General features: G+C 58.7%; 23 protein-coding genes, 1 tRNA gene and 1 pseudogene. 19 read left to right on the top strand and 6 right to left on the bottom strand.

Annotated features, from left to right (window positions below; all coding sequences use genetic code 11):
* Position 1 precedes the first annotated feature (1 nt).
* The 8 genes from AC2YI2_RS30055 to AC2YI2_RS30020 all read left to right on the top strand — a co-directional run bounded on the left by AC2YI2_RS30055 (position 2) and on the right by AC2YI2_RS30020 (position 8,607).
* Complete coding sequence (locus AC2YI2_RS30055) at positions 2–988, top strand: aldo/keto reductase (protein ID WP_487390213.1); 987 nt, start codon at positions 2–4, stop codon at positions 986–988.
* A gap of 58 nt (positions 989–1,046) precedes the next feature.
* Positions 1,047–2,237: a multidrug effflux MFS transporter gene (locus AC2YI2_RS30050; RefSeq protein ID WP_487390212.1), complete on the top strand. Its 1,191-nt coding sequence runs from the start codon at positions 1,047–1,049 to the stop codon at positions 2,235–2,237.
* Positions 2,238–2,645: 408 nt separating this feature from the next.
* Complete coding sequence (locus AC2YI2_RS30045; RefSeq protein ID WP_487390211.1) at positions 2,646–2,951, top strand: hypothetical protein; 306 nt, start codon at positions 2,646–2,648, stop codon at positions 2,949–2,951.
* A gap of 168 nt (positions 2,952–3,119) precedes the next feature.
* The gene (locus AC2YI2_RS30040; protein ID WP_487390210.1) at positions 3,120–4,316 is read left to right on the top strand and encodes an adenylate/guanylate cyclase domain-containing protein; all 1,197 of its coding nucleotides are present in this window, start codon (positions 3,120–3,122) and stop codon (positions 4,314–4,316) included.
* A 587-nt stretch (positions 4,317–4,903) separates the two neighbouring features.
* A complete protein-coding gene (locus tag AC2YI2_RS30035; protein WP_487390209.1) occupies positions 4,904–6,805 on the top strand; it encodes a potassium transporter Kup in 1,902 nt (633 codons plus the stop codon).
* Between the two features lie 160 nt (positions 6,806–6,965).
* Positions 6,966–7,199: a hypothetical protein gene (locus tag AC2YI2_RS30030; RefSeq protein ID WP_487390208.1), complete on the top strand. Its 234-nt coding sequence runs from the start codon at positions 6,966–6,968 to the stop codon at positions 7,197–7,199.
* Positions 7,200–7,216: 17 nt separating this feature from the next.
* Entirely contained in the window at positions 7,217–7,504 is a 288-nt protein-coding gene (locus AC2YI2_RS30025) for a hypothetical protein (RefSeq protein ID WP_487390207.1), read from the top strand.
* A 137-nt stretch (positions 7,505–7,641) separates the two neighbouring features.
* Complete coding sequence (locus AC2YI2_RS30020; RefSeq protein ID WP_487390206.1) at positions 7,642–8,607, top strand: magnesium and cobalt transport protein CorA; 966 nt, start codon at positions 7,642–7,644, stop codon at positions 8,605–8,607.
* A gap of 22 nt (positions 8,608–8,629) precedes the next feature.
* Here AC2YI2_RS30020 and AC2YI2_RS30015 read toward each other — a convergent pair whose 3' ends face one another.
* Complete coding sequence (locus AC2YI2_RS30015) at positions 8,630–9,013, bottom strand: hypothetical protein (protein ID WP_487390228.1); 384 nt, start codon at positions 9,011–9,013, stop codon at positions 8,630–8,632.
* Between AC2YI2_RS30015 and AC2YI2_RS30010 the strand changes: the two are divergent.
* The 5 genes and pseudogenes from AC2YI2_RS30010 to AC2YI2_RS29990 all read left to right on the top strand — a co-directional run bounded on the left by AC2YI2_RS30010 (position 9,000) and on the right by AC2YI2_RS29990 (position 15,453).
* Positions 9,000–9,511: pseudogene (locus tag AC2YI2_RS30010) on the top strand (NUDIX hydrolase). The gene AC2YI2_RS30015 and the pseudogene AC2YI2_RS30010 overlap by 14 nt on opposite strands.
* 442 nt (positions 9,512–9,953) lie before the next feature.
* Positions 9,954–11,450: an ATPase domain-containing protein gene (locus AC2YI2_RS30005; RefSeq protein ID WP_487390205.1), complete on the top strand. Its 1,497-nt coding sequence runs from the start codon at positions 9,954–9,956 to the stop codon at positions 11,448–11,450.
* 127 nt (positions 11,451–11,577) lie between these two features.
* Positions 11,578–13,110: an ATP-binding protein gene (locus tag AC2YI2_RS30000; protein ID WP_487390204.1), complete on the top strand. Its 1,533-nt coding sequence runs from the start codon at positions 11,578–11,580 to the stop codon at positions 13,108–13,110.
* Positions 13,111–13,939: 829 nt separating this feature from the next.
* Positions 13,940–14,992 (top strand): sensor histidine kinase, encoded by a 1,053-nt coding sequence (locus AC2YI2_RS29995; RefSeq protein WP_487390227.1) that lies wholly within the window; start codon positions 13,940–13,942, stop codon positions 14,990–14,992.
* 68 nt (positions 14,993–15,060) lie between these two features.
* A complete protein-coding gene (locus AC2YI2_RS29990) occupies positions 15,061–15,453 on the top strand; it encodes a response regulator (RefSeq protein ID WP_487390203.1) in 393 nt (130 codons plus the stop codon).
* Between the two features lie 221 nt (positions 15,454–15,674).
* Here AC2YI2_RS29990 and AC2YI2_RS29985 read toward each other — a convergent pair whose 3' ends face one another.
* Positions 15,675–15,956 (bottom strand): hypothetical protein, encoded by a 282-nt coding sequence (locus AC2YI2_RS29985; protein ID WP_487390202.1) that lies wholly within the window; start codon positions 15,954–15,956, stop codon positions 15,675–15,677.
* 109 nt (positions 15,957–16,065) lie between these two features.
* Here AC2YI2_RS29985 and AC2YI2_RS29980 point away from each other — a divergent pair, with 109 nt between their 5' ends.
* Entirely contained in the window at positions 16,066–17,553 is a 1,488-nt protein-coding gene (locus AC2YI2_RS29980; protein WP_487390201.1) for a LuxR C-terminal-related transcriptional regulator, read from the top strand.
* 1 nt (position 17,554) lies between these two features.
* On the opposite strand, the gene AC2YI2_RS29975 is transcribed toward AC2YI2_RS29980, so the two are convergent.
* Entirely contained in the window at positions 17,555–17,707 is a 153-nt protein-coding gene (locus AC2YI2_RS29975) for a hypothetical protein (RefSeq protein ID WP_487390200.1), read from the bottom strand.
* Positions 17,708–17,904: 197 nt separating this feature from the next.
* Between AC2YI2_RS29975 and AC2YI2_RS29970 the strand changes: the two genes are divergently transcribed.
* Complete coding sequence (locus tag AC2YI2_RS29970) at positions 17,905–18,447, top strand: AAA family ATPase (RefSeq protein WP_487390199.1); 543 nt, start codon at positions 17,905–17,907, stop codon at positions 18,445–18,447.
* A gap of 92 nt (positions 18,448–18,539) precedes the next feature.
* On the opposite strand, the gene AC2YI2_RS29965 is transcribed toward AC2YI2_RS29970, so the two are convergent.
* Entirely contained in the window at positions 18,540–18,842 is a 303-nt protein-coding gene (locus AC2YI2_RS29965) for a site-specific integrase (protein ID WP_487390198.1), read from the bottom strand.
* A 541-nt stretch (positions 18,843–19,383) separates the two neighbouring features.
* Positions 19,384–19,457, bottom strand: a tRNA-Gln gene (locus tag AC2YI2_RS29960).
* A 197-nt stretch (positions 19,458–19,654) separates the two neighbouring features.
* On the opposite strand from AC2YI2_RS29960, the gene AC2YI2_RS29955 reads away from it, so the two are divergent.
* From AC2YI2_RS29955 to AC2YI2_RS29940, 4 genes are all read left to right on the top strand, one after another.
* Entirely contained in the window at positions 19,655–19,951 is a 297-nt protein-coding gene (locus AC2YI2_RS29955; protein WP_487390197.1) for a cupin domain-containing protein, read from the top strand.
* Positions 19,948–20,859: an MBL fold metallo-hydrolase gene (locus AC2YI2_RS29950; RefSeq protein WP_487390196.1), complete on the top strand. Its 912-nt coding sequence runs from the start codon at positions 19,948–19,950 to the stop codon at positions 20,857–20,859. The genes AC2YI2_RS29955 and AC2YI2_RS29950 overlap by 4 nt, the downstream gene beginning before the upstream one ends.
* Positions 20,860–21,002: 143 nt before the next feature.
* Positions 21,003–21,176 (top strand): hypothetical protein, encoded by a 174-nt coding sequence (locus AC2YI2_RS29945; RefSeq protein ID WP_487390195.1) that lies wholly within the window; start codon positions 21,003–21,005, stop codon positions 21,174–21,176.
* A gap of 185 nt (positions 21,177–21,361) precedes the next feature.
* Positions 21,362–22,591: a glycosyltransferase family 2 protein gene (locus AC2YI2_RS29940; protein WP_487390194.1), complete on the top strand. Its 1,230-nt coding sequence runs from the start codon at positions 21,362–21,364 to the stop codon at positions 22,589–22,591.
* Here the strand turns inward: AC2YI2_RS29940 and AC2YI2_RS29935 are convergent, their stop codons facing one another.
* On the bottom strand, positions 22,592–23,494 hold the full coding sequence (locus AC2YI2_RS29935) for a DUF1499 domain-containing protein (RefSeq protein ID WP_487390193.1): 903 nt from the start codon (positions 23,492–23,494) through the stop codon (positions 22,592–22,594). It lies immediately after the preceding gene.
* Positions 23,495–23,632: the final 138 nt, after the last annotated feature.

The raw sequence follows: 23,632 nt of genomic DNA, 5'->3' as shown, positions 1-23,632 counted from the left end.
GATGGATAAGCGCGTACTCGGCAAAGAAGGCTTTGAAGTGTCTGCACTCGCGCTGGGGGCGATGGGTTACGGCAAGTCCCGGGAGATTGAGGACCGGGCCGACATGATCCACTTACTCCGCAAGGCGATCGATCTCGGCATCGACTTCTTCGACACCGCCGAGGTCTACGGCCCCTGGACCAATGAGGAGATGGTTGGCGAGGCTTTTGCCGGAATGCGGGACCGCATCAAGATTGCGACCAAGTTCGGTTGGAACATCGACCAGGCGACGGGCGAACATCTCGGCGGCGTTAACAGCCGGCCGGAGCAAATCCGCAAATCGGTCGAGGGTAGCCTCAAGCGACTTCGCACGGACCATATCGACCTGTGCTACCAGCATCGTGTCGACCCGGATGTTCCGATGGAAGACGTCGCGGGCACGGTCAAGGACCTTGTGGCCGAGGGTAAAGTCCTGCATTTCGGCCTGTCCGAGGCGGGAGCCGGGTCGATCCGCAGAGCGAACGCCGTGCATCCCGTGACCGTGCTGCAGAGCGAGTATTCCCTATGGACACGCGAGCCGGAGGCGGAAATCCTGCCGACGCTAGAGGAACTGGGCATTGGCTTCGTCCCTTTCAGTCCTCTCGGCAAGGGTTTCCTGACGGGTAAGATCGACTCCTCGACGCAGTTCGCGGATAATGACTTCCGGGGTAAGATACCACGCTTTGCCGATCAGGCGCGGGCGGCAAATCAAAGCCTGGTGGACCTCATTCGACATATTGGCGAGCGCCGTGGGGCGACGCCGGCACAGGTCTCTCTTGCCTGGTTGCTGGGACAGAAGCCGTGGATCGTGCCCCTGTTCGGAACGCGCAAGCGGGAACGGCTCGAAGAGAATCTCGGCGCCTCGTCCATTTCCTTGACGGATATCGACCTGTGGGAGCTGTCGAGCGCGGCGATCACGATCGAAGGCGCACGCTATCCCGAAGAGTTCATGAAGATGTCAGGACTTTGACGTCAACCGAGCTGGGCAGAAAATGCGGATCGACACGCACTCGACCAAGGACAGCAGCATGACAGCAAGGCGTGGCAGCATATGGATGCTGGTGGTGCTGGCGGTCCTCCTGGGATTTGCCTCGATCTCAACCGACTTGTTCCTTCCTGCGCTGCCCACGATGCAGACACAGCTTGGGGCAAGAGAGGGCGCGCTTCACTTCGTTATCTCGGCCTATCTTCTCGGCTTCGCTTTTGGCCAACTCGGCTGGGGACCGATCAGCGACCGCTATGGACGGCGCGGTCCGATCGCCGTCGGGGTCCTCGTCTTCGTTCTAGGTTCGGCCGGATGTGCACTGTCGACGAGCGCCGGTGAAATCATCGGCTGGCGCGTCGTACAGGCCCTCGGTGCGAGCGCGGGCGTTGCTCTGGCGCGTGCCATGATCCGCGATCTCTATGACCGCGACGAGGCGGCCCGGACACTATCGACCCTGATGACCGTGATGGCGGTCGCGCCATTGCTCGGGCCGTTGGTCGGTGCACAGATATTGGAGATCGCTTCCTGGCAGGCGATATTCTGGACACTCGTCGCGATTGGACTGGCGACATTCGCCGCCGTGATGACACTTCCGGAAAGCTTGTCGACCGAGAAACGCGAGCACGGGTCTGTCTTGACGGCAATCTCAGGCTACGGTGAGATTCTGACCAACACACGACTTCTGGCCTATGCAGCCGTCATCGGCTTCTTCTACGCCGCCATCTTCGCCAGCGTCGCAGGAACTCCGTTTGTCCTGATCGAGTATTTCGGCGAGTCGCCCCAGGCCTACAGCCTGATCTTTTCCGCCGGCATCATAGGACTGATGGGGGCGAACACCCTCAACGCGCGTTTCGTGAACCGCGTTGGCAGCGATCAGATGTTGCGACTTGGCGCGCTCGGAGCCGCCCTGTTCGGCCTGGCGCTTCTTGTCACCTCGCTTGCCGATATGGGAGGCGTCGTCGCATTCGTCGTTCTCCAGTTCCTCTTCACGGCAATGAATGGTCTCATTCTGGCAAACGGCGTTGCCGGAGCCTTGGCCAGCGTTCACACGAGAGCAGGTTCCGCGTCGGCCGTAGTCGGTGTCGTTCAGTACGGTTCAGGCATGCTTGGTTCGGCCGCTGTCGGCCTGCTGGCAGACGGCACGCCCACACCAATACTATTAGTCATGGCGATCGGTGGGGTTGGTGCGTCGCTGACGGCACTGTGGATGGTGCGTCAAAAAAGGGAGACTTGACGGCCGCTTAGGGCCACAGGAGCGGAGAAATCAGGATTGCTCGATCGTTCAGATGGTGTCACCAGGTCCACAACCAACCCTCTTACGCGATACGCGCAGAGATGGCAGATGGATATTAACATCCAACGCAAGCCAAAAGATCGAATTTGAAACATTGCGTCGCAAAATCGATCAGCAATACGAATGCCTGTCGGTCAAATTTATAATGCAGCCGACTACCGATGATACAGGAGGCATTGCCTTGGGTGAACTGTCGTCGCAAAGGCAAATGGCGGCTTCGGGCGATCGGTGGAACCCGCGCATCAGATCGCACATTGTTGGGCAGCGCCGGCGAACGGCGAAAGACTTGCGTTGACGCCCGTATCGCGCGACGACACTCCCCTAATCTGGCCCTATAAGGAGGGAGCAATGGACGAACTGGGCAACTGGCGACATATGCGAACCGCTCCCAGGGATGGCAGCCGCATCCTGTTGACGATCCGTCCGAGCGAACAGGGGCCCGGAACCGTTGACCTCGGCTTTTGGTCGAATGGTGACCAGTTTGGCGGAGATGGCTGGCGATCCTCCGATTCCGCGCCTGGCAAGATCATTGAATACGCCGAGTCGGAATTGAAGTGCTGGATGCCGCTTCCTACCGCCAATCTCGAGCACCTGACCCTGCCTGCCGCCTGGGAGGGTGAAGACGATCGGGAGCTCGACGGCTCGGGCATTTAGGCCTCAATGCTCGACTAAGGCACAGCGACTGCATCTTCCCGATAGCGCCATGAGGCGTCATTGCCTTGGCTTCCTGGGATACGAAGATGTCTGTGATATCGTGTGACCCTCAGCAAGAGGCTCGACGTGTTGACTGAGCCCGGCTTCACGCAGAAACGGAGAGGTTCGATGTACCTGATGAAGGCGCTGACCTTCGGAACCGAGGGCCATCCGGAGAAGGTAGCTCGACGACTTCGTGTGCTGAACTTAGCCTGTTGGGTCACAGCACCCTCATGGCTTGCATTTGCGATTCAATATTCCCCGGAAACGAAACTGCGCACGATCGCCATGATCGACCTCATGATGGCAGTGATCGTCGCGGCGATCCCGCTGCTGAATCGGTTCGGGCCTCAGATCGCAGGTCTGGCCTTCGTTTCCGTGAGCCTTCCAGTTACCTTCGTGGTCTGTTTCGCGCTCGGCACCGACACAGGTATGCAGCTGCACTTTCTGGGATATGCCGCAGGTTCGGTGCTGGTGTGGGGCCTTCGGCCCATCGCTCCACTACTGGCGATTGTCGTGATCTGTCTTGCGCTTGTGATTCTCTTGGAGATCATTGCACCAAAGGACGGTGGCTTGCTTAGTGCGGCAGCCATGCTGGGCGGCTTCGTAGGGTCGGTGAGCATGGCTACCGCGACCATCGTTGCTACCGTGCTCTACGCCGTTGGCGAAACTGAAAAGGCTGAAGTCGCTGCCGAGCTTGAGTATGGACGATCGGAGTCCTTGTTGCGAAACATTCTTCCTGGCGCGATCGCCGACCGCCTGAAATTAGGAAGAGAGACGGTGATCGCAGACAAGCATGACGAGGCTTCGGTGCTCTTTGCGGACATGGCTGGCTTTACGGCAGCCGCCAGCGAAACGTCCCCCGCTGATCTTGTGCGATTCTTGGATGAGGTCTTTACGACGTTTGATCATCTGGTGCAGCGACACGGGCTTGAGAAGATCAAGACGACTGGTGACAACTACATGGTGGTCAGCGGTGTGCCGGTCGCCAGGATGGACCACGCCGCGGCGATCTTGCGTCTGAGCATCGATATGCTCGACAAGGCGCAGGGTATGCGGGACCTGAACGGCAGTAAGATTTCCATCCGGATCGGCATTGCCAGCGGACCGGTCGTTGCGGGTGTCGTTGGCGCGAACAAGTTCTTTTATGATGTTTGGGGTGACACCGTGAATGTTGCGTCGCGCATGGAGTCGACTGGCCTCCCAGGCCGAATCCAAGTTGCGCCCGAAACCCACCGCCTGCTGCTGGACGAATTCGACTTCGAGCAGCGCGATCCCTTCGATGTAAAGGGAAAAGGCACAATGACGACATGGCTGTTGCGATGATGGTTGAACCCACTAGTCGTGGTCGGTTGTCAAATCCGAACTTCATACGTTTTGATTGAAGTAGTTTGTCCCTGGTGGGAGCGGGACCATCGAGACGGCACTTCCTTGATCGGGTGACGGCAGCTTTGGGCCACAGGAGCCGAGACCTCAGGTCTTTGTAGCGCCACAAGCGATCATCTGTGCCCCGCTTCGCGTGGGAGTCACGGCTTAGCTCAATCAAAGCGTCATGCGGAGTTTGGGGCACCCGCCATCCGAAAACCCTTGTGAGATAATAGCAATCGCCCAAACTCGATATGTAGTTTGGAGCAAGATGCGGTTCGAAACTGCACGTCCTCTTGGCCAATTCGAGCCCCTCGTACTCCCTTCCGCGGAAGGCGATCACGAATGGATGTGAGGCGAGCGTGGCTGAGTCCCGCGGACTGAGTGCAATGATCATGAACGTATTACTGTCGACATAAGGATTCGAGACGGATCGCCTGCCCTCGGGATAAGCAATTCATAGTGCAGTTTGGAGGCACCAGCTTGTATGTGAGCCGCGTTGCGATACAGGATAGGTCGCTCATCCAACTGTTCTGTCAGGAGACACCATGACGTCGCCCCACGCTGCCGAAGAAGGCTCGACTTCGGAGAGGCGGAAATTTTTGGTCCTTCTCCTGGGCAGCGTCGGCGTCGTCTACGGCGACATCGGCACCAGCCCTCTCTACGCCTTCCGCGAGGCGCTTCGGCCGTTTGCCCATGACGGTGTGCATGAGGCCGAGGTGATCGGGCTGATCTCGTTGATGATCTGGACCCTGACGATCATCGTCACGATAAAATATGTGTTGTTCCTGCTCCGTGCCGACAACGATGGCGAAGGCGGCACCCTTTCTCTTCTAGCATTGCTAATGAAGAAATCCGGAAGCTACCTTCCGATCCTGTTCTTCGCAGGATTGATCGGCTCAGCTCTCTTCATCGGCGACGCGATGATCACGCCCGCCTTGTCCGTCATGTCGGCTCTCGAGGGCCTCAAGCTCGTCACGCCGGCATTCTCCGACTATGTGGTCCCGATGTCTGTGGCGATCATGGTCGGATTGTTCCTGGTGCAGTCGAAAGGCACGGCGGCTGTGTCGAACTTCTTCGGCCCGGTCACCGTCGTGTGGTTCCTGGTCATGGCCTGGGGCGGCCTCATTCACATCGCTGACGACTGGACGATCCTTCAAGCTCTCAATCCGCTCAATGCGCTGATGTTCTTGACACATGCCGGACTTGTGGGCCTGGTCGTGCTGGGCGCTGTCTTCCTTACCGTCACCGGAGCGGAAGCCCTCTACGCCGACCTCGGCCATTTCGGCCGCAAGCCGATCCAGTGGGCATGGTTCATTCTGGTTTTCCCCGCGCTGGCACTGAACTATCTCGGCCAGGGCGCGCTCGTGCTCGCGCATCCGCAGACGATCGACAATCCCTTCTACCTTATGTATCCGAAATGGGCGCTGTTGCCTGTCGTCATTCTCGCGACGCTGGCCACCATCATCGCCAGCCAAGCGGTCATCACCGGAGCGTTCTCGCTGGCGCGCCAGGCCGTCCATCTCGGCTTCCTGCCCCGCCTGATGATCAAGTTCACGTCCGAAACCCACACCGGCCAAATCTATGTGCCCGCCGTCAACAACCTGCTTCTCGTGGGCGTCATCATTCTGATCCTGGCCTTCGGCGACTCCGAGTCACTTGCGACCGCCTACGGCATCTCCGTGACGGGTGCGATGGTGGTCACAACCATGATGGCGTTCCAGTTCCTGCGTTCATCATGGGGATATTCGACCTTTGTCGCCGCGGCGATCATCCTTCCACTGTTTGTCATCGAGTTCGTCTTCCTGGCCGCCAACCTGCTCAAGATACACGACGGCGGCTGGGTGCCCGTGGTGCTCGCGCTCGTCATCATGGTCATCATGTGGACCTGGACGAAGGGCTCAAAATATCTGCGCGAACTGATCGCCAAGAAGGACATTCCGCTCGACGCCTTCATCAAATCCATCGAAAAGGAAAGCTCTCACGGTCCCGTGATCGTCTCGGGCACTGCGGTGTTCCTCACCAGCGTGCCCGACCAGACGCCATCGGTCCTCCTGCACAATCTCAAGCACAACCAGGTTCTGCACGAACACAATGTAATCTTGACCGTGCGGACGCAGGACAAGCCCTATGTCGCCGACAGCGACCGTATCCAGATCACGCCGCTTTCAACACGCTTCTCAAGGATCGACATCAACTTCGGCTTCATGGAGGAGCCGAACGTCACGAAGGCGCTCATGCTCGGCAGGAAGCTCGGCTTCAAGTTCGAGATCATGAAGACGTCCTTCTATCTCGGTCGCCGCAACCTGATCAGCACGCCGAAGACAGGCCTGCCGGACTGGCAGGAGAAGCTCTACATCGCGCTCGCCGGATTTGCGATTGATCCGTCGGCCTATTTCAAGCTACCGCCCAACCGTGTGGTCGAGGTCGGAGAGCAGGTCGTGATCTAGGCAGCCGCCACCGTTGCGGAGGCCCCGAAAGTAAGACCTTCGGCGCTTATGATTTCCTTATGAGAGAGGGCGGAAACCCTCTCGAACCCTTATACCCTGACGCATATCTTTCGACCGTAGGCCCCGCCTAACTGGCGATGAGCCGTCAAAAGAGGATGCAATGCGTACCAATCACACTGAAGCCGCTCAGCTCCAACCCAGGTTCATCGTCGGTTGCGACCGAGATGGCTGCTGGATCGTCCGGGATAGGCTTGACCGCGTCGGCGGTCTGTTCACCACCGAAGATGCCGCCCGGCATTTCGCCTTCGAGGAAGCGGATCACGACATGACCCAGGTCGCCTCGGCGCGGGATGAAGTCTCCCTGACCTCCATCGACGCAAACGTCGTGCACTGACCGCCGAAGAGAGCACAATGTTCCCTTACGGCAGAGCAATCACGTCACTGTTGATCCCCGCACCACCCAGAAGCCGCAGCGTACCGGTCGAGTATTTCATTCTCACGGGCGTGAGTTTGAAGGGCGACATCGTCGGCACAGTCGACGGACGCCCGGTCCTCGAGTTCGCGATCGATGAGGTTGGCAAGCGATACCGCTTTGTCGGCGTTGCGCCGAGACTTCCTGGCGGGCGCTATGATGTGCTCGCGCTCAAACAGGGCGAGTGGATCGTGGAACCGGGCTTGGTCTATGCGGCCGAATCCTGAGGACGCAAAACGAACAGAATGGCGGCGGAGACAGTGAACCGCGAGAGAATTTCCAGAGTTTCAATCACCATTTGCCACATCCGGCGCGACCGCGCAAAACTGGGAACAATGACAGCACCAACATCGCAAGGAATTGAATGACCGTCATAGCGTCTTACCTCTATAAGGACGGCCGCCGGAAGAGCGAAGTATCCCTCGCGGACGCCAAGCCACCGAAAGCGGCTGCGGAATTCATATGGATCGGACTACATGATCCGAGCGCTGAGGAAATTGCCCTCCTCCAGAAGAATTTCGATCTGCATCCCCTCGCAGTCGAGGACGCCTCCAACGTCCATCAAATTCCGAAGATAGAGGTCTTCGGCAGCCAGATATTCGTCAGCGTGAAAACGGCCCAGTTGGACGGCGACAAGATCAGCTATGGCCAGACATCTATCTTCGTCGGCGAGCATCACGTCATCACCGTCCGTCTCGGGTCCGCCCGAGCCCATAGTGAGCTTCGCGAGCATACAGAGGCCTCACCGCAGTTGCTCAAGCAGGGCCCGGACTATGTGCTCCATGCGGTGCTGGATTTCGTGGTCGACGGATATCTGCCGATCGTGCAGAAGATCGAGGACAACGTGCTCGAGATGGAACGGCATATGCTCGTAACGTTCCTCGAACGAGAACAGATCAGGCGGCTTTTCCGGCTGCGGCGGCAGGTTATCCTGTTCCAGCGGGTTCTGCTTCCAACGACCGAAGTCGCAAGCAAGCTGGTCCATCTCGACCTCCCATGCCTCGATGCCGAGGCCAAGCCCTTCTTCCGCGACGTGTTCGACCACGTCAATCGGGTGAACGCCATGCTGAACGGCCTGCGCGAGGTGATCATGTCGGTCTTCGAGGCCAGCAACCTGCTTGAGCAGCAACGGCAGGGCGTGATCACACGGCAGCTGGCGGCCTGGGCGGCTATCCTTGCCGTGCCGACCGCGATCGCGGGCATTTACGGCATGAACTTCGACAACATGCCGGAACTCAAGACGCAGTACGGATACTTCGTAGTGCTGGGTGGCATCGTTTCGATATCCGGCTTCCTCTACTGGCGCTTCAAGAAGTCTAGGTGGCTGTGATCTGCTGACCCCACTTTCTCCATCAACCCCAAGAGCCATGGTCATGAAAACCAATCCCCTCGCGGACGCAGTCTTCAAATCGCCGACTCCCGACGAGAGACATGGTGACAACGGTTCGGCCTTCCGTCAGATCGCTGACGCCGAGACTGCGGAGCGCCGCGCCAGCACAATGCGCTTGCAGGCTCGCCTTGGCGTCAGCGAATCTCGCGCGGAGGAAGCCGTTCTCCAGTCCAAAAGCGAAATCGACCGTTGGCTCGAAGTCGTCATCCGCGCCTTGCAGGTTGCGCGGCCCGGTGATCTCCTGAATAACTTGTCGGTCAATCGACGATAGACCGGGAACGCCGTTTTGAAACGTCGGCCTGCGACGGTTCAACAACTCGGATGCTGTGCTATTGGGAAAGAACAAGAAGAAGTCCGCCCCGGGCACACCAGCGTCCCTGCTCGGCCAACTCGCAGCGCAACCAGACAAGCTGTTCTCCGGAGCGTTTCGCGCGCAGATCGGAGCCCTGTGCTACCGATACGCACAAGGAGGCTCATTGCTCGAAATCCCCTTGGTAACCTCGCGCGACACGGGTCGCTGGGTGATCCCAAAGGGATGGCCGATGAAGGGCAAGAAGCCGCACGAAGCGGCTACAATCGAGGCTTGGGAGGAAGCGGGTGTCCGCGGTCGTACACATAAGACTGCGGTCGGGCGCTACACATATCTCAAGTCGCTGGATGACGGTGACGTCGCGCCGTGCATCGTCGAGGTGTTCGCAATCGAGGTCTCGAAAGTGTCCGACAAATTCAAGGAACGTGGCGAGCGACAGATTGCGTGGGTCAGTGCGAGTGAGGCTGCCAGGCGTGTTCGGAGATCGAGCTCAAATCGATGATGATAGAGTTCAAACCCAATGAAGAGAGGTAGGTCCGTATCGCGTCACTGCCATCGGACCTCCGCTGCGGGCCGATAGTGTCGAAAAACTCTGTGGCGGGCATTTTGGCGCCTGCTGACCGAAATGGAATTGCGTGAAACCAAGGCATTCCGCCAGATCGCGCAAATCAGTTTCGCAGGGTGGCCATTGAGGAATTTTCATTCCCGCATCAGGTGGCGGAAATCGCGTTCGCCATCATTCCCAGGGGTTTCTCAACAGTATCGGCCAAAAGCAGTCATTGGATGAATAGCCGCTCGGACATTCGAGCACGCATTGCTCAGTCACCGAGAATCTTTGGCGTCTATCCGGTTTTGAACTTTTCTTGTCCTTGGGCGTTAAGTATCGCAGGCGGGTCATCCATCAATTCATGCAGAATTGCGGAAAACAGCACGCGCGAAGCCCGTGTATTGCTGCGAAACTTCGAGGAGTTGCTGGATGCAAAGCGGGCGTAAAGACAAGGCAAAGATTGGTATCGCTGGCCTTGATAATATTCTCGTTGGCGGGCTATCGCGGGGCCGAGTCTTTCTTCTGGAGGGAACCCCTGGCGCAGGGAAGACAACAATTGCGTTACAATTTCTCATCGAGGGTGCCAAACTCGGGGAAAAATGCCTCTATGTGACCCTTTCTGAGACAGAGGAGGAATTGCGAGAGGGTGCTGCGTCGCACGGCATGCAACTCGACGACCATATCGAAGTATTCGAACTCGTTCCCCCCGAAAGCCTGCTGGACGCCAGGCAGCAGCAGAGTCTTCTGTATTCATCCGACCTGGAGCTTGGCGAAACAACGAAACTGATTTTCGAAGCGGTTGAGCGCGTGAAGCCCACGCGCATCGTGCTGGATAGCCTCTCCGAAATTCGGCTGCTTGCCCAAAGCTCTCTCCGCTACCGTCGGCAAATTCTTGCTCTCAAGCACTATTTTTCACGCAAGTCTGCCACTGTCCTCCTGTTGGATGACATGACGACTGAATCGAACGACAAGACCGTCCACAGCGTCGTCCATGGCGTCATACATCTTGAGGAACTCGCACCGACTTACGGATCGGAGCGCAGGCGGTTGCGCGTCTTGAAGTACCGCGGGCAGGCCTATCGCGGCGGCTACCACGATTTTGCGATACGAACGGGCGGTGTCGTGGTCTTTCCGCGTCTGGTGGCTGGAGAACACAAGACGTCATTTGAGCGCGATCGCATCGAGAGCGGAATACCGGAAATCGATGAGCTGCTCGGCGGGGGGATTGAGCGCGGTTCAAGCACTCTGGTTCTTGGTCCTGCCGGAACCGGCAAGAGCACCTTCGTCATGCAATATTTGGTAGCGGCGGTCCGCCGCGGCGAAAAGGCGACCGCATTCATATTCGATGAAGAGCTGGGCCTGCTTTTCACGCGCATGAAGCAGATGGGAATTGACCTCGAAGCAATGAGAGACGGAGGCGGTCTTCACATCGAGCAGCTCGATGCCGCAGAACTGTCGCCGGGGGAATTTGCACACAGAGTTCGTGCGCGGGTGGATAGTGCTGGTGCGAAAACCGTCGTCATCGACAGCATCAACGGTTATCAAGCCTCTATGCCTGACGAGCAGTCACTCATTCTCCACATGCATGAGCTTCTGCAGTACCTCAATCGTCAAGGAGCGAATACGTTCTTGACCGTCGCTCAGCATGGATTGGTGGGCGATATGAAGTCTCCAGTGGACGTTACATATCTCGCGGACACTGTGATGCTTCTTCGCTACTTCGAGGCAATCGGAAAGGTGCGACGCGCAGTGTCGGTGATCAAGAAGCGTACCGGGAGCCACGAAGACACGATCCGAGAATATCGCATATCCGGCAAGGGCCTGGCTTTGGGCAAGCCCTTGTCGGAATTCCAGGGTGTTCTTCGCGGCGTGCCGACTCTTGTCGGCGGACCCTCGATCGCGACGGAGGGCACAGGTAATTTCTAGCCAACTTCATCCGATCGCACTTGTATGTGCGCCCGAAGGCCGGGATGCCGAGGTTGCCATTTCGCTTCTTCGAGAGAGCGGCATAGCGGCGGTCGCAACGCCTGACTTGGCATCCCTCGTTGTATCCATGAACGATATTACAGCCTTCGTCGTACTCACCGAGGAATCTGCCCACGCGGGCGACTTGCGAGCGTTGTCCGGGTGGCTCGTCAACCAGCCTACTTGGTCCGATCTGCCCTTTATCATTCTTACGCAGCGGGGCGGCGGCCCCGAACGAAATCCCTCGGCGGCGCGATTGTCGGAAGTTCTCGGGAACGTCACGTTCCTAGAAAGGCCTTTCCACGCCACAACATTCATCAGCGTAGCCCGCTCCGCCCTGAAGGGCCGACGTAGGCAATTTGAGGCGCGCGCCCAGCTAGATGAAATCAGTAGCCTCAACGCGAACTTGGAAGAACGTGTCGCCCACCGTACCGAAGAGCTGCAAAAAGCTCACAGCATTCTCATTGAGCAAGTTGCCCAGCGAGAACGCGCCGAGGAGCAGTTGCGGCAATCCCAAAAGCTGGAAGCGATTGGTCAACTCACAGGCGGCGTGGCGCATGACTTCAACAATCTGCTCATGGCCGTCTTGGGAAATCTTGAACTCCTCGCCAAACATCTCGTCGATGATCCGAAGGCGAGCCGCCTTCTTGACGGGGCGACACGAGGCGCGAGGCGTGGTGCGGCACTCACTCAGCGCCTTCTCGCCTTTGGGCGGCGACAGGACTTGACCGTAAAGGCCGTCGATTTGTCGGAGCTGGTCAACGGTATGGACGACCTCCTTGCGAGGTCAATCGATTCGAACATCCGAATTGAAAAACGACTGCCCCCCAACCTGCCAATGGCGATGGCCGACGCCAACCAGATAGAACTTGCCCTGCTCAACCTGGCGATCAACGCGCGTGACGCGATGCCGGAAGGAGGTACTCTTTCGATTGGCGTGCGGGAGGAAATTCTGACCAATTCCTCCAAGGAGCTCGAGCCCGGCAGCTACCTTGTACTCGGAGTGTCAGACACTGGACATGGAATGGATAAGGAGACTCTGGAACGGGCGATCGAACCCTTTTTCTCTACCAAGGAATTGGGAAAGGGCACGGGCCTCGGTCTCTCCATGATTCATGGCCTCGCCGTCCAGCTTCACGGTACATTGAAGCTCGCCAGTGCCGCTGGCCTCGGAACCACGGCGGAACTCTGGTTGCCAGCGACGGCCCGCGTGGTTGAAGACATCAAGGTCCAAGCTCCTCCGGAAATGTCCCGCAGCACGGCACAGCTGCGGGTTCTTATGGTGGACGACGACGTATTGATCGCAATGAGTTCCGTCGACATGCTCGAAGACCTTGGCCACGTGGTCACGGACGCCTATTCCGGTGCCGCCGCCCTCGCCCTCCTCGAAGCCGGGCACGAGTTCGACCTGATGATTACAGACTTTTCGATGCCGGGGATGAACGGGGCTGAACTTGGACGTGCTGCCAGGAAAATTCGCCCCGAACTCCCGATCCTTGTCGCGTCAGGGTATGCTGAACTGCCTTCGGGATCAGGGATCGATCTTCCACGTTTGGGAAAGCCCTATAGCCAGTCGCAACTCGCGACAGAAATCGCCAAGCTTTTCTCGAACGCGGGTTAGTCAAAGAGCGCCCCGCACCCTCCAAGGAGCAACCAACTGGCAACTCTTCGAAGTCTTCAAGTCCCCTTTGGGAATTGCGGCCGCCTGACATCGGTCTAAACAGCCCACCGGCCGTCTGAACGGCATCGCCTTCCGGAGCCGAACGGAAACATTCCGCCCGCCGAGGCTGAACAACGACGCTATGCCATGCTGGACGCACCAGCATTGGCCGTATAACTTAAAGGAGCGGTCTCGAGAAAAACCGGTGCGTTTCAGTTTGTCTTCGGAAACTGGTCCGGATCGATTCCCAATGTCTTGAGAGCGCCGTCAGCTGGTCGGCGATGATTTCGCACCGCTGCCGAAGCGTCCACCGCCGCGCCGAGCACGGTGAGGAATCTTGTAAGGCTGCGAATGGGGCGAGATGTCATATTGGCCATGGCCATAGCTCCGATGGTTGTCTACTGCCTTAAAATGGCCCCTGAGATTCTCCACACAATGGCGAGTGATGCAGGGCAGTCATGCAACCTTGTTCGAGCTCATACTTATGTCAACACGTCGAAAGCCATCGATAAGCGAGGCTTGTGCCTCGGAAGCTTGAAAATGCCTTTTTGCCTGAACTGATGCCCAACATACGCATTAGGGCGTCTAGCGCTCCATGTCATGAATAAGCGGCGTCGAAAGTCGGACTCGGCCACGTCATACGACGATGTGGTCTAACAGGATAATTTGGTGCAACGATACCGCGTCCGGCGTGTTAGGATACACTCGTCGAGTTTGCCCGTCTGGCTTATCGGCTCTGCTGCCGAGCAATGACTCACTCCGTGAGCCTTCGGCCCCTGAGGGCCATTTCATGAAAAAGACCCCGACTGTGCATTTCGAAGCGGCGAGTACGCTTGCGGTGGTGGTGTCATCCAACGAACCGCTTCTGTTCCTGTCCGACGACCTGCGGGTCATTGCCGCGAGCGCATCGTTTTGCCGGGCCTTCGACATCGACCCCGCGTCGGTTTCCGGTGAGTGGCTCGGTGATCTCGGAGCCGGGGAATGGGGGATGCCCAAACTTGTCTCGCTGCTGAGGGCCACGGTGTCGGGAAGTGCAAATATCGCAGCCTACGAAATCGACCTCATGCGGCCAAACCAGAAAACACGGCAGCTGGTCGTCAATGCGCGGACGCTCGATGACGGCGACGTCGATCATATTCGTTTGCTTCTGGCGATAACCGACGTGACCGAAATGCGCGCCGAAGCGCGACTGAAGGATGATCTCATCCGCGATAAGGCCATCCTGCTGCGGGAGGTCCAGCACAGGGTCGCAAACAGCCTCCAGATCATCGCAAGCGTTCTGATGCAGAGCGCACGTCGCGTCCAGTCGGAAGAAGCACGCGGGCATCTCCACAACGCCCACCACCGGGTCATGTCGATCGCAGCCCTGCAAAAGCAACTTTCGACATCCATGGGCGGCACTATTGAACTCCGTGCCTATTTCACGCAGCTTAGCCAAAGCCTTGGCGCGTCCATGATCGCCGACCCTGCTCGGCTCTCGATGCAGGTGACGGTCGACGACAGCGCCGTCGAAGCGGACGTTTCCGTCAGCTTGGGGCTTATTGTGACCGAGCTTGTCATCAACGCTCTCAAGCACGCCTTTCCCGATGATCGAACCGGCATGATCGCGATCGACTTTCGATCTTCCGGCAAGGATTGGACACTTTCCATTGCAGACAACGGTATCGGCATGTCGTTGGGCAGCAAAGCACCCAAGGCGGGACTGGGCACCGGCATCGTCGAGGCGCTCGTCAAGAACTTGGACGGTGAAATAGAGGTGAGCGATGCGGGTCCCGGCACCGTCGTGACAATCCGCCACCGGGAATCCCCTGGTCTCCAATCCGATCTTCATTCAGCGGCATAGGAACAAAAATGCTCCCGACGCGCTATACCCGGCAGCCTTGCTGCACACCCTCATACCCCGAGTGAACCATGAAGAACGGCAAACCTGTCGTGTTGGTCGTAGAAGACAGCCCCATGATACGAATGGGTGCCGTCGATCTGGTGCTGTCGGCGGGCTACGAAGCGATTGAGGCATCCGATGCGGACGAGGCGATCCGTGTTCTTGAGTCGCGAGACGACATCGATCTGGTGTTCACCGATGTTCAGATGCCCGGGACGATGGATGGCATCAAGCTGTCTCATTACATCAGGAACCGCTGGCCACCCATAAAGCTCATCGTTGCATCCGGCGCATCCATCCTTGAAGAGAGCAGTCTGCCCATGGGGAGCAGGTTTTTCTCGAAACCCTACGATGATCTCACAATCATAGAAGCAATGGCCCGCCTGTTGTCGAGCGAGCATCCGATCGCCTTTATCGCCTAAGTCTTGCAGCTCAACGGACACATAAGACATCGCCTCGGAAACTCCCAACGGAGAATGGCCGGTTTGGGCCGATACTGCTTCCCGTGATATCCTTCCGATGCTCAGGAATCCGCGACGCCGCGGCAGCTTGCTTGGAAACGTTGTCGCGCTTCATGGATGTCTTGGACACTTTGCGAGACTATCAATCATGTTCCCCTCACGGTGCGACCTTCGCTAGAAGCCTAGTGGGTCGGCTCGGCTTCTGGCGGAAGGATGGTGTAGCCTTCGTCGATCAACCTCAGTCTCAATTCTGCATGGTAATGCTTGAGACCGCTCTCAATGTCGCTCTCGCGATATTGCCACCCCTTCCGGCGCGCTTGCTCGACCAGAGTGGAATAGGCCATTGCGCTCGCGAGCTTCACGGTGGCTTCCGAGATGAACCTCGCCGGCGGGGCGTTGTCCGCGGTTATCGACTGCGTGGCCCCAAAGGCTAGCATGGCAACCGCTATCAAGAGCTTGTGCATCATTCGTCTCCTCGTTTTCCACCATGTCAGGCTACGATCGCGCATCGATCAGCGGCAGCGGCCAAATGCGGTATTTTCGGTAGAGCATTTGTAGTATCGTGAGAGAGAGATGGACTGGGGTAGCAGAACAGTGTCGAAGCTGGACGCAGGCGGACCCGCGATTACAGGCCTTTCCCACCGAGAGAGCGACGTGGCGATAAAGTTTGCTGCGGGTATGACATATCGCGAAATCGGCGATGCGCTCTTTATCGCCCCCGCCACAGTCCGCACGCACCTTTCCACGATCTACGAGAAACTGGGCGTCCGAAACAAAGTCGGCCTGGCCTCGCTGGTCGCGGCGGGCGTGGCTGGATCATCGGCCAACACGACCGAACTGGACGGCGGCGGCAACCAGCCGACCGTTATCGCCGTCCTGCCGTTCGTCAGCTTTGCTTCCGGGGAAACGCTGGAGCGTCTGGCAAACGGACTTGCAAACGATCTGATGATGGATTTGGCGCGCTATCGGCAACTCGCGGTGATATCGCGACAGACCATGATGTCGTTCAAGGGGCGGACGGACGATGCCTGCGCCATTGGAAGAGAGCTAAACGCCGACTACCTGGTCGAAGGCAGTGTGCAGTCCTTGAAGGACCGACTGCGCGTGCGGGTCCAGCTTGTCGACGCTCGAACTGGAGCGAGCGTCTGGACGACACGCCGCGACGAAGACCTGGAAGACCATGTGGTCGCGCAGGAGGCCGTACTCGACCATGTCGTGAACGTGCTGGCCAGCTACGACGGAACATTGGCCAATCTTCGCCGGACCAACGCGCGCCGCAAAATGCCAGCCAATCTACAGGCCTATGATCACTACGTGCTGGGCGTCGAACTCAAGCATCGCTGCACGCGCGAGACGAATGTGGAGGCGATGGAGCATTTCCGGAAAGCGGTCGCGCTCGATCCGTCGCTGGCACGGGCCTGGTCCGCAATGGGGATCGCCCACGCGACACATGCCTGCAGCGGATTTGCCCACGACGTTCCCAAAGAGGTCGCCGCTTGGCGGATGTGCCTCGAGAGAGCCCTGGAACTCGATCCGGACGACAGCCACGCGCGGGTCTGTTACGGCGATCTCAAGGCGCTTGACGGCGACATGGAAGCCGCGAAGGAAGCGCATGACAAAGCGCTGTTGTCTGCTCCGAACGATGCGGACACTCTTTCTCTTCTGGCCGGAAGTCGGATTTTTGTGACCGGTAGCGCGCAAGAAGGCCGCGATCTCGCTCGCAGGGCACTCGCACTCAATCCACTGGCCCCTCCCTGGTACTATGGCATGCTTGCCCGTGGCAGCTTCGTCGTCGGTGACCACGCCGATGCCGTCAAAGCCTTTGGCCGCGCCCCGCAGAAGACCCCGCTCAACATTGCGTTGGCGTCCATGTCGTACCTTGCGTTGGGTGAGACGGAAAAGGCCCAACAGCTGTCGAGTATCCTGGAAAACGAGTTTGCCGACTTCACGATCGAGGGCTTCATTATGAGCTACCCCGTGACCAATCCGGAGGCGCTGGTAGCCCTCCGGAACGGTGCCCTTGCTATGCTGCCGCAAAGATTATGGCGACGATCTGGATAATTCAGGCCAACTTCAACAACCCGAGTGCGAGCACGGCCAACAGCAGGCAGAGATAGAGGACATGCACCAACCGACGGTGTTCAGGCGGCCAGTCTGTCGGGACCATCGGCCATGAAAAGATGGCTTCCAGCAATAGTGCGATCAATTCGAACACGCGCGTGTGGCTCCAAAGATGTCGCCCGGCGCGACGAGATTGATTTGAGAGCAACATATGAATTGCGCAGCCGATTTCTGTTCCCCCGGGAACCACTTTCGGCGTCCCTTATGAAGGCAGAAAGTAGCGTGAGAACATCAATGACATGCTATATCAGGCCCTGCGGATGAACCGCGCTCCGCTGGGAGGAGCTATCTTTGATCATCGTCCTGAACGGCTATCCTGGAGTCGGGAAGCTCACAATCGGCCAAGCACTCATCTCGAAGATTTCCGGTCGCCTGCTGGATATTCATAGCGTATACAACGTCGCATTTGCATTGACGGAGTTTGGATCGCCGGAGTTCATTGAGGCGGTCGAGAAGATCGAATCGGTTGCGCACGATCTAGTTCGTAAGCTTCCGGTCGAAATTCCGGTGGTGCTGACCACAGTGCTGGCTGGAAATACCGACTGGGGAGACGCAGAGTGGCAACGGATTGTGCGCCTCGGTCATGAACGAGGGCCTTTGTTCGTTGTGCATGTCCACTGCGATCTTGACGAGAACATCCGGCGTATCGAGGCAATCGGGAGGGCTGTGAAAAGGAAGCCGCGCGACGCTGACATGGTGAAGAGAAACCACGCGCACAAAAAGGTCCTCGCAGGCATCGGCGAGGCGAACTTACTAAGGCTCGATGTTACAACTTTGTCCCCGACGGATGCCGCAGCCGAAATAGCAAAGTGGGTCGGACAATCTCAGAATTGAAGGTTTTGGAATCGGAGTTCGTCCTTGTAGGGCCAAGGGCGGCCGAGACCTCAGGTCTCTGATGCGCCAAAAATCCACGCCCGCGCAGACGGTTAGGGAGGCCCTCTTGGCGTTGTGTCCGGACAGCCTTGTCCCCCATTGCTGCGCATTACCTTGACCTTCGGCTGCTTCATCTCGTTGTTGCACCAATGCCTGATGGAATGGAAAACTTTGCCCTGCTCCTTGGCGTGCGGCAACGCCTCTGGACGCATCTTCTGCCATTCGTCGTCGAACACGTCACCCATCGGCGTGCTTGCTGCCGCAGCGCGCAGTTCAGGAAAGAGATAGATGTGCCCTGCCCTTCGAAGCGCCACAATATAGCCCAGGAAGCCGAGGCTGATAAGTTCTGGATGCAAAGGAACGCGACGCTTGGATTCCTCGTTTTTCAGGTCGCCGATTGCGCTGTTTTCGAGACGAAGGCATGGAATATCCTCGAACAGCTCGACCTCCGACAGGAAGAGGTCACAGATTTCCTCTCGTCATCGAGCTTAGCGCTGTGGGCCAGCGAGACCTTACCAGTATCTTCTTCGCATCTTCAGCGGATATCATGTTGTCCCTCAGGAGGGGCGCGAGCTTCTCGCTTGCTAGCGTGAGCCCGGCAGCGACCCGTTTCGCCTCAGCCAGATTTTTGTGTTCAGACTGATTTCGACCTGCAACAAAACACGGGGCTCGGTTCCATTTCGTAAACCCCTATGCCACCAATAGACGGAGCCGCGTTTGAAACATGTTGGATGGTGCTCATTTTCCGTACCTCTTCGAGTTGAGGCAACCGAGATGTTGAGCCCTTTCACCAGCGCCGTGGTACGACACTCCGGTACGACAATTGTCGTACCAGCAATTCCCAGCCAAGATGGACATGCTGGAAATCTCGATGTTTTTGACTTGAAGAGGAAGTCTTGGCTGGGGCGCCTGGATTCGAACCAGGGATGGCGGTACCAAAAACCACTGCCTTACCGCTTGGCTACGCCCCAGCATCGACGCGGGCCCGGGAGCCCGTCGGAATGGTCGCCTCATTAGCAAAGGAGCGGACGGGCCGCAATCGCTCGCGGCATTTTTTTCAACAAAGGTCTCGGCCTGGCATTTGCTTATGGGATCTTCAACAGAATTCACTTTACGGCATGGAGCCTTCGTCGGATATCTGGCCTCCCCTGCCCGCAAGGAGTGCTTCATGCCCGGTTTCAGAGCCCGCCCGCCCGCCGAACCCACCATTCTGCTCGACGACGCCGTGGTGCGCGTCACGCGCTGGGATTTCGTGCCGGGCGCCGATACCGGCCATCATGTGCATGGGCTCGGCTATGTCGTGGTGCCGATGACCGACTGCAAGTTTCTGATCGTGGAAGAAGGCGGCGACAGACGGGTCGACATGGCCAAGGGCCAGGTCTATCGCCGCGAGGCCGGCGTGGCACACAATGTCGTCAATGGCGGCGACGATTTCATGAGCTTCATCGAGATCGAGTACAAGTGAGCGATGATCTCGAATTCGCGCGCGATTTTGCACCTGCGCATGGCACGGCGGTCGATATCGCGCCGGGGGTACAACGCCTGACCGCGCCCAATGCCGGGCCGTTTACTTTCCATGGCACCAACAGCTATATCGTCGGCGACAGGTCGGTCTGCGTGATTGATCCGGGGCCCGAGAATGAAGCGCATTGGCAGGCGCTGCTCAGGGCCCTCGAAGGGCGCACGGTCACACATATAGCCGTCAGCCACACCCATCGTGACCACTCGCCGCTGGCCACGCGGCTCAAGGAATTGACCGGCGCGACGACAGCTGCCGAAGGGCCGCACCGGGCGGCACGGCTGCTCTATTTCGGCGAGACTAATCCGTTTGCAGAAAGTTCGGATACCGAATTCCTGCCAGATGTCGCGCTGTCCGAAGGCGACCGGATCGAGGGCAATGGCTGGGCGCTCGAAACTGTGCTGACGCCAGGGCATACCGCCAACCATGCCTGTTTCGCACTTGCGGGCACCGGTATCCTGTTCTCCGCCGATCATGTGATGGCCTGGGCCACGTCGATCGTTGCGCCGCCGGATGGCGCGATGGCGGACTACATGGCCTCGCTCGAACGGCTCCTTCAACGCGACGACCGGATCTATTTCCCCGGCCATGGTGGACCAGTGACGGAGCCGCAGGCTTTTGTGCGAGGTTTGCGCACCCACCGCCGCATGCGCGAACGAGCGATCCTCGAACGTATCCGGAGCGGGGATCGCAAGATCCCGGACATGGTCCAGGCAATCTACCGCGACACGGATCCCCGGCTGCACGGGGCGGCAGCGCTTTCGGTACTGGCCCATATCGAAGATCTCATCGCCCGCGGAGAGATCCGCAGCGACGGACCGCCATCGCTGGGCGGGGAGTATGAAGCGGACTGACCGGGTGGCCCGGAAGGAGCCGCTGCCGTACCGGAATTCAATCGTTTTAAAAGAATTTCAAATTTTCATATTGCGCTGCGTTAATTTTTCGGCAACTATATTGCGGTTGCGAATTGCTGCTCTTTTCCGAGAAGGAGATGCCTATGACCGCAAGTTTTCCATTGACCAATGGCCGCGACGAAAAACTGCTACTGGCGCATCTCGCCGCGCACCGTCTTCTTCCGCCGTCGAATTGCACGGTCACGATCCAGCCGCTGGTGGCGATCGTTCATTCGCAATATTCCTACGCGCTCGGCACTGCCCGCACCGCCTGGTGAATTCTCGAGGATCATGAAGAGGTCGCGTTGGCTCACATCTTATGGCGAGTGAGCTTTTTGCCTTGGCGCCGCGTCGCGCTCGGGCCTCCGTTCGCTTAAATCGATTGCATCGATTTCTGGCCTGTGGCCACCGCTCCGAAGCATCAAGCCTCGCGAAAGACCCTTGCGATACGTCTCGCCGGGTCATGACCGCGCCATTCCTCTCGATCTGCGTGCCCTCGCGCAACCGGCAGCGCTACTTCAAGGAAACCATCGGCTTCCTGCTGGAGAGCTCGCGCACCGATGTCGAATTCGTGCTTGCCGACAATTCCGATGACGGCTCGGTCATGAATACCTTCATGGCCGGCATTTCCGACCCGCGGGTGACATATCTCCCCTCCCCGCCGCAGACACTCTCGATGAAGGACAATTGGGAGCGCTGCCTGGAGGCGACCTCGGGCCAGTGGATCAGCGTGGTCGGCGACGACGATCTGATCGACCCCGATCTCGTGGACGCGCTGAAAATCGCCATAGCGCTGAAACCCGCTCTTGAAGCCTTTGGTTGGTCGAGCCTGAAATATGACTGGGTGACGCCGGATGCGCCGCTGCGCAATGTCCAGGTGCCGCTCGAAGCGACATTTCATGACATGCCGCAGCCTCTGCTCTTCCGCCGCGCCTTCCGCTGGGATGATGCCGGGGTGACATTGACCTGCGGCTTCTCGGTCTATCATTCGGCGATCTCGCGAAATCTGCTCGACCGTGTGAAGGCCAGATTCGGCGGTCGCTACTTCGAGCACCCCACCCTCGACTACGATAATGCGCTGAAGAATGTCGCTCTCGGCCGCAACTTCGTCTATTGCCGCCGACCCTTCTCCGTCTTCGGGACTTGCCCCGAGAGCAATACTTCCGCCGCCTGGAGCGCGAAGCGCTTTGCCGAGACGATCGAACGGACCAAGACGGAGTTCGGCCGTGACTACGAGGGCGATCCGTGGATGGAGGGCTTTCCGTTCCACACCATGCTCGGCATGCCCTCGAGCGTTGTGCAGGCACAGCAATATCTGCGCTTCACCTATGGTATCGGCCTGCCGGACTGGGAGGCGAATTTTGCCCGTGCCTCGGCCGCCTATTGCGGAAAATTCGCCGACCGGGAGGATTTCGACGCCCTGACCGCACGTTTCCGCGAGGCCTTCGCCGTGTATAGCAACGGCGCTTTCCTCAAGGACTTCCAGCCGGTCTACACGCCGAAGCGCGAGGGCAAGGTGTTCACCGGGCTGATCGGCAGCGACCTTTATGTCGAGGACCGAATAGCCGGCGCCCAATCGCCAGCTGATTTCTATCGCGCCATGAACGGCCTGCTGGTACGGCCGGCCGATCTCATTCCCGAGCTGCGATCCGCATCGAAGGATTCGGTGGTCATCTCCCGCCTCGCGGCCTGATCAGTCACCGGCAATGCCGAGAAGCTCCGCATCCAGCGCCCGAAGATAGCGCTCGATATAGGCAACGCCGGCGCCGAGATCGCGGTCGCCATAGCGCGAGTCGACACGGACGTCGACCAGCGTCGTTTCGAGCTCTTCCCGCAACCTGATCACCACATCCTGGCGGAAGCCGAACACGAAGGTGCGCTGTTCGCCCTGGATCGACGGGTCACCGGGGGGCAATCCGGCGTCCTCGGGCGTCGTGACATCAGGGCGCGGGATCGGCACCGGGATATAGTCGAGGGCATCGGGGACGGCTTCTTCCTTGCCGACCTGCGATTCGGGGATTTCCTGCAGCGCCAGCTCGGGCGCGCCACGCTCGAGACGGATGGCGAGACCTTGCGCGACGGCGACCTTGCGCGCGGCGGTATAGACGCGGTCAAGCGCACCATCATAGCGGCGGCCGGTGAGATCGCGCCATTTCGCGACCTGTGCCTGCCGGTCCGCCGCAGTCACCGGCCGGCGCGGGCCGAGCCAGGATTGATCGGCCGCAGGCACCTCCAGCCATTCGGGAGGCGTGACGACGTCGGTTGAAACATCATAGATCGGCGGCAGGTTGACATAATTCGCCGCGCCATAAGCGAGGGCCGCCAGCGGCAGGATTGAAAAGAAAAGGGCTGCTGCCGATGCCTTGCCACCGCGAGCACCCTTGAACCAGAGCGCACCGATGCCGACCGCCGCGAGATAGGTAGCGAAGGCCGACCCGAGGGCTGCTGCGATGGCGACGGCAAGGAAGGACGGTGTCGAAAGCGGACCGAATCGATGCAGCGCCCAGGCAGCCACGAACAGGAAGAAGGAAAAGATCGCGAGCCGGCGGCCAAAATAGGCCGCACGCGACACGGGGCGCTCATAGCGAACGGTCATTTACTCCTCGCGACTCCCCGGCTTGGCGATGTTTTCCCGGCATACTCCGCCGGCTATCGATCCGCAATCAGACGCGAGGCAACATGGTTCGAAGCGCCTTGTCAACGTGGCCAAATGGCAGGTGCCGCAATTTCGCCA

This window comes from Rhizobium sp. SRI_017 (assembly GCF_057586295.1).
The sequence above is the reverse complement of the archived record's forward strand: the minus strand, read 5'-3'. Positions and strand labels throughout refer to the sequence as shown.

Excerpts from the sequence above, each read along its gene's own strand:
- AC2YI2_RS30055 (WP_487390213.1), top strand. The coding sequence starts at position 2 with ATGGATAAGCGCGTACTCGGCAAAGAAGGCTTTGAAGTGTCTGCACTC.
- AC2YI2_RS30050 (WP_487390212.1), top strand. The coding sequence starts at position 1,047 with ATGACAGCAAGGCGTGGCAGCATATGGATGCTGGTGGTGCTGGCGGTC.
- AC2YI2_RS30045 (WP_487390211.1), top strand. The coding sequence starts at position 2,646 with ATGGACGAACTGGGCAACTGGCGACATATGCGAACCGCTCCCAGGGAT.
- AC2YI2_RS30040 (WP_487390210.1), top strand. The coding sequence starts at position 3,120 with ATGTACCTGATGAAGGCGCTGACCTTCGGAACCGAGGGCCATCCGGAG.
- AC2YI2_RS30035 (WP_487390209.1), top strand. The coding sequence starts at position 4,904 with ATGACGTCGCCCCACGCTGCCGAAGAAGGCTCGACTTCGGAGAGGCGG.
- AC2YI2_RS30030 (WP_487390208.1), top strand. The coding sequence starts at position 6,966 with ATGCGTACCAATCACACTGAAGCCGCTCAGCTCCAACCCAGGTTCATC.
- AC2YI2_RS30025 (WP_487390207.1), top strand. The coding sequence starts at position 7,217 with ATGTTCCCTTACGGCAGAGCAATCACGTCACTGTTGATCCCCGCACCA.
- AC2YI2_RS30020 (WP_487390206.1), top strand. The coding sequence starts at position 7,642 with ATGACCGTCATAGCGTCTTACCTCTATAAGGACGGCCGCCGGAAGAGC.
- AC2YI2_RS30005 (WP_487390205.1), top strand. The coding sequence starts at position 9,954 with ATGCAAAGCGGGCGTAAAGACAAGGCAAAGATTGGTATCGCTGGCCTT.
- AC2YI2_RS30000 (WP_487390204.1), top strand. The coding sequence starts at position 11,578 with ATGAACGATATTACAGCCTTCGTCGTACTCACCGAGGAATCTGCCCAC.
- AC2YI2_RS29995 (WP_487390227.1), top strand. The coding sequence starts at position 13,940 with ATGAAAAAGACCCCGACTGTGCATTTCGAAGCGGCGAGTACGCTTGCG.
- AC2YI2_RS29990 (WP_487390203.1), top strand. The coding sequence starts at position 15,061 with ATGAAGAACGGCAAACCTGTCGTGTTGGTCGTAGAAGACAGCCCCATG.
- AC2YI2_RS29985 (WP_487390202.1), bottom strand. The coding sequence starts at position 15,956 with ATGCACAAGCTCTTGATAGCGGTTGCCATGCTAGCCTTTGGGGCCACG.
- AC2YI2_RS29980 (WP_487390201.1), top strand. The coding sequence starts at position 16,066 with ATGGACTGGGGTAGCAGAACAGTGTCGAAGCTGGACGCAGGCGGACCC.
- AC2YI2_RS29955 (WP_487390197.1), top strand. The coding sequence starts at position 19,655 with ATGCCCGGTTTCAGAGCCCGCCCGCCCGCCGAACCCACCATTCTGCTC.
- AC2YI2_RS29945 (WP_487390195.1), top strand. The coding sequence starts at position 21,003 with ATGACCGCAAGTTTTCCATTGACCAATGGCCGCGACGAAAAACTGCTA.
- AC2YI2_RS29940 (WP_487390194.1), top strand. The coding sequence starts at position 21,362 with ATGACCGCGCCATTCCTCTCGATCTGCGTGCCCTCGCGCAACCGGCAG.
- AC2YI2_RS29935 (WP_487390193.1), bottom strand. The coding sequence starts at position 23,494 with ATGACCGTTCGCTATGAGCGCCCCGTGTCGCGTGCGGCCTATTTTGGC.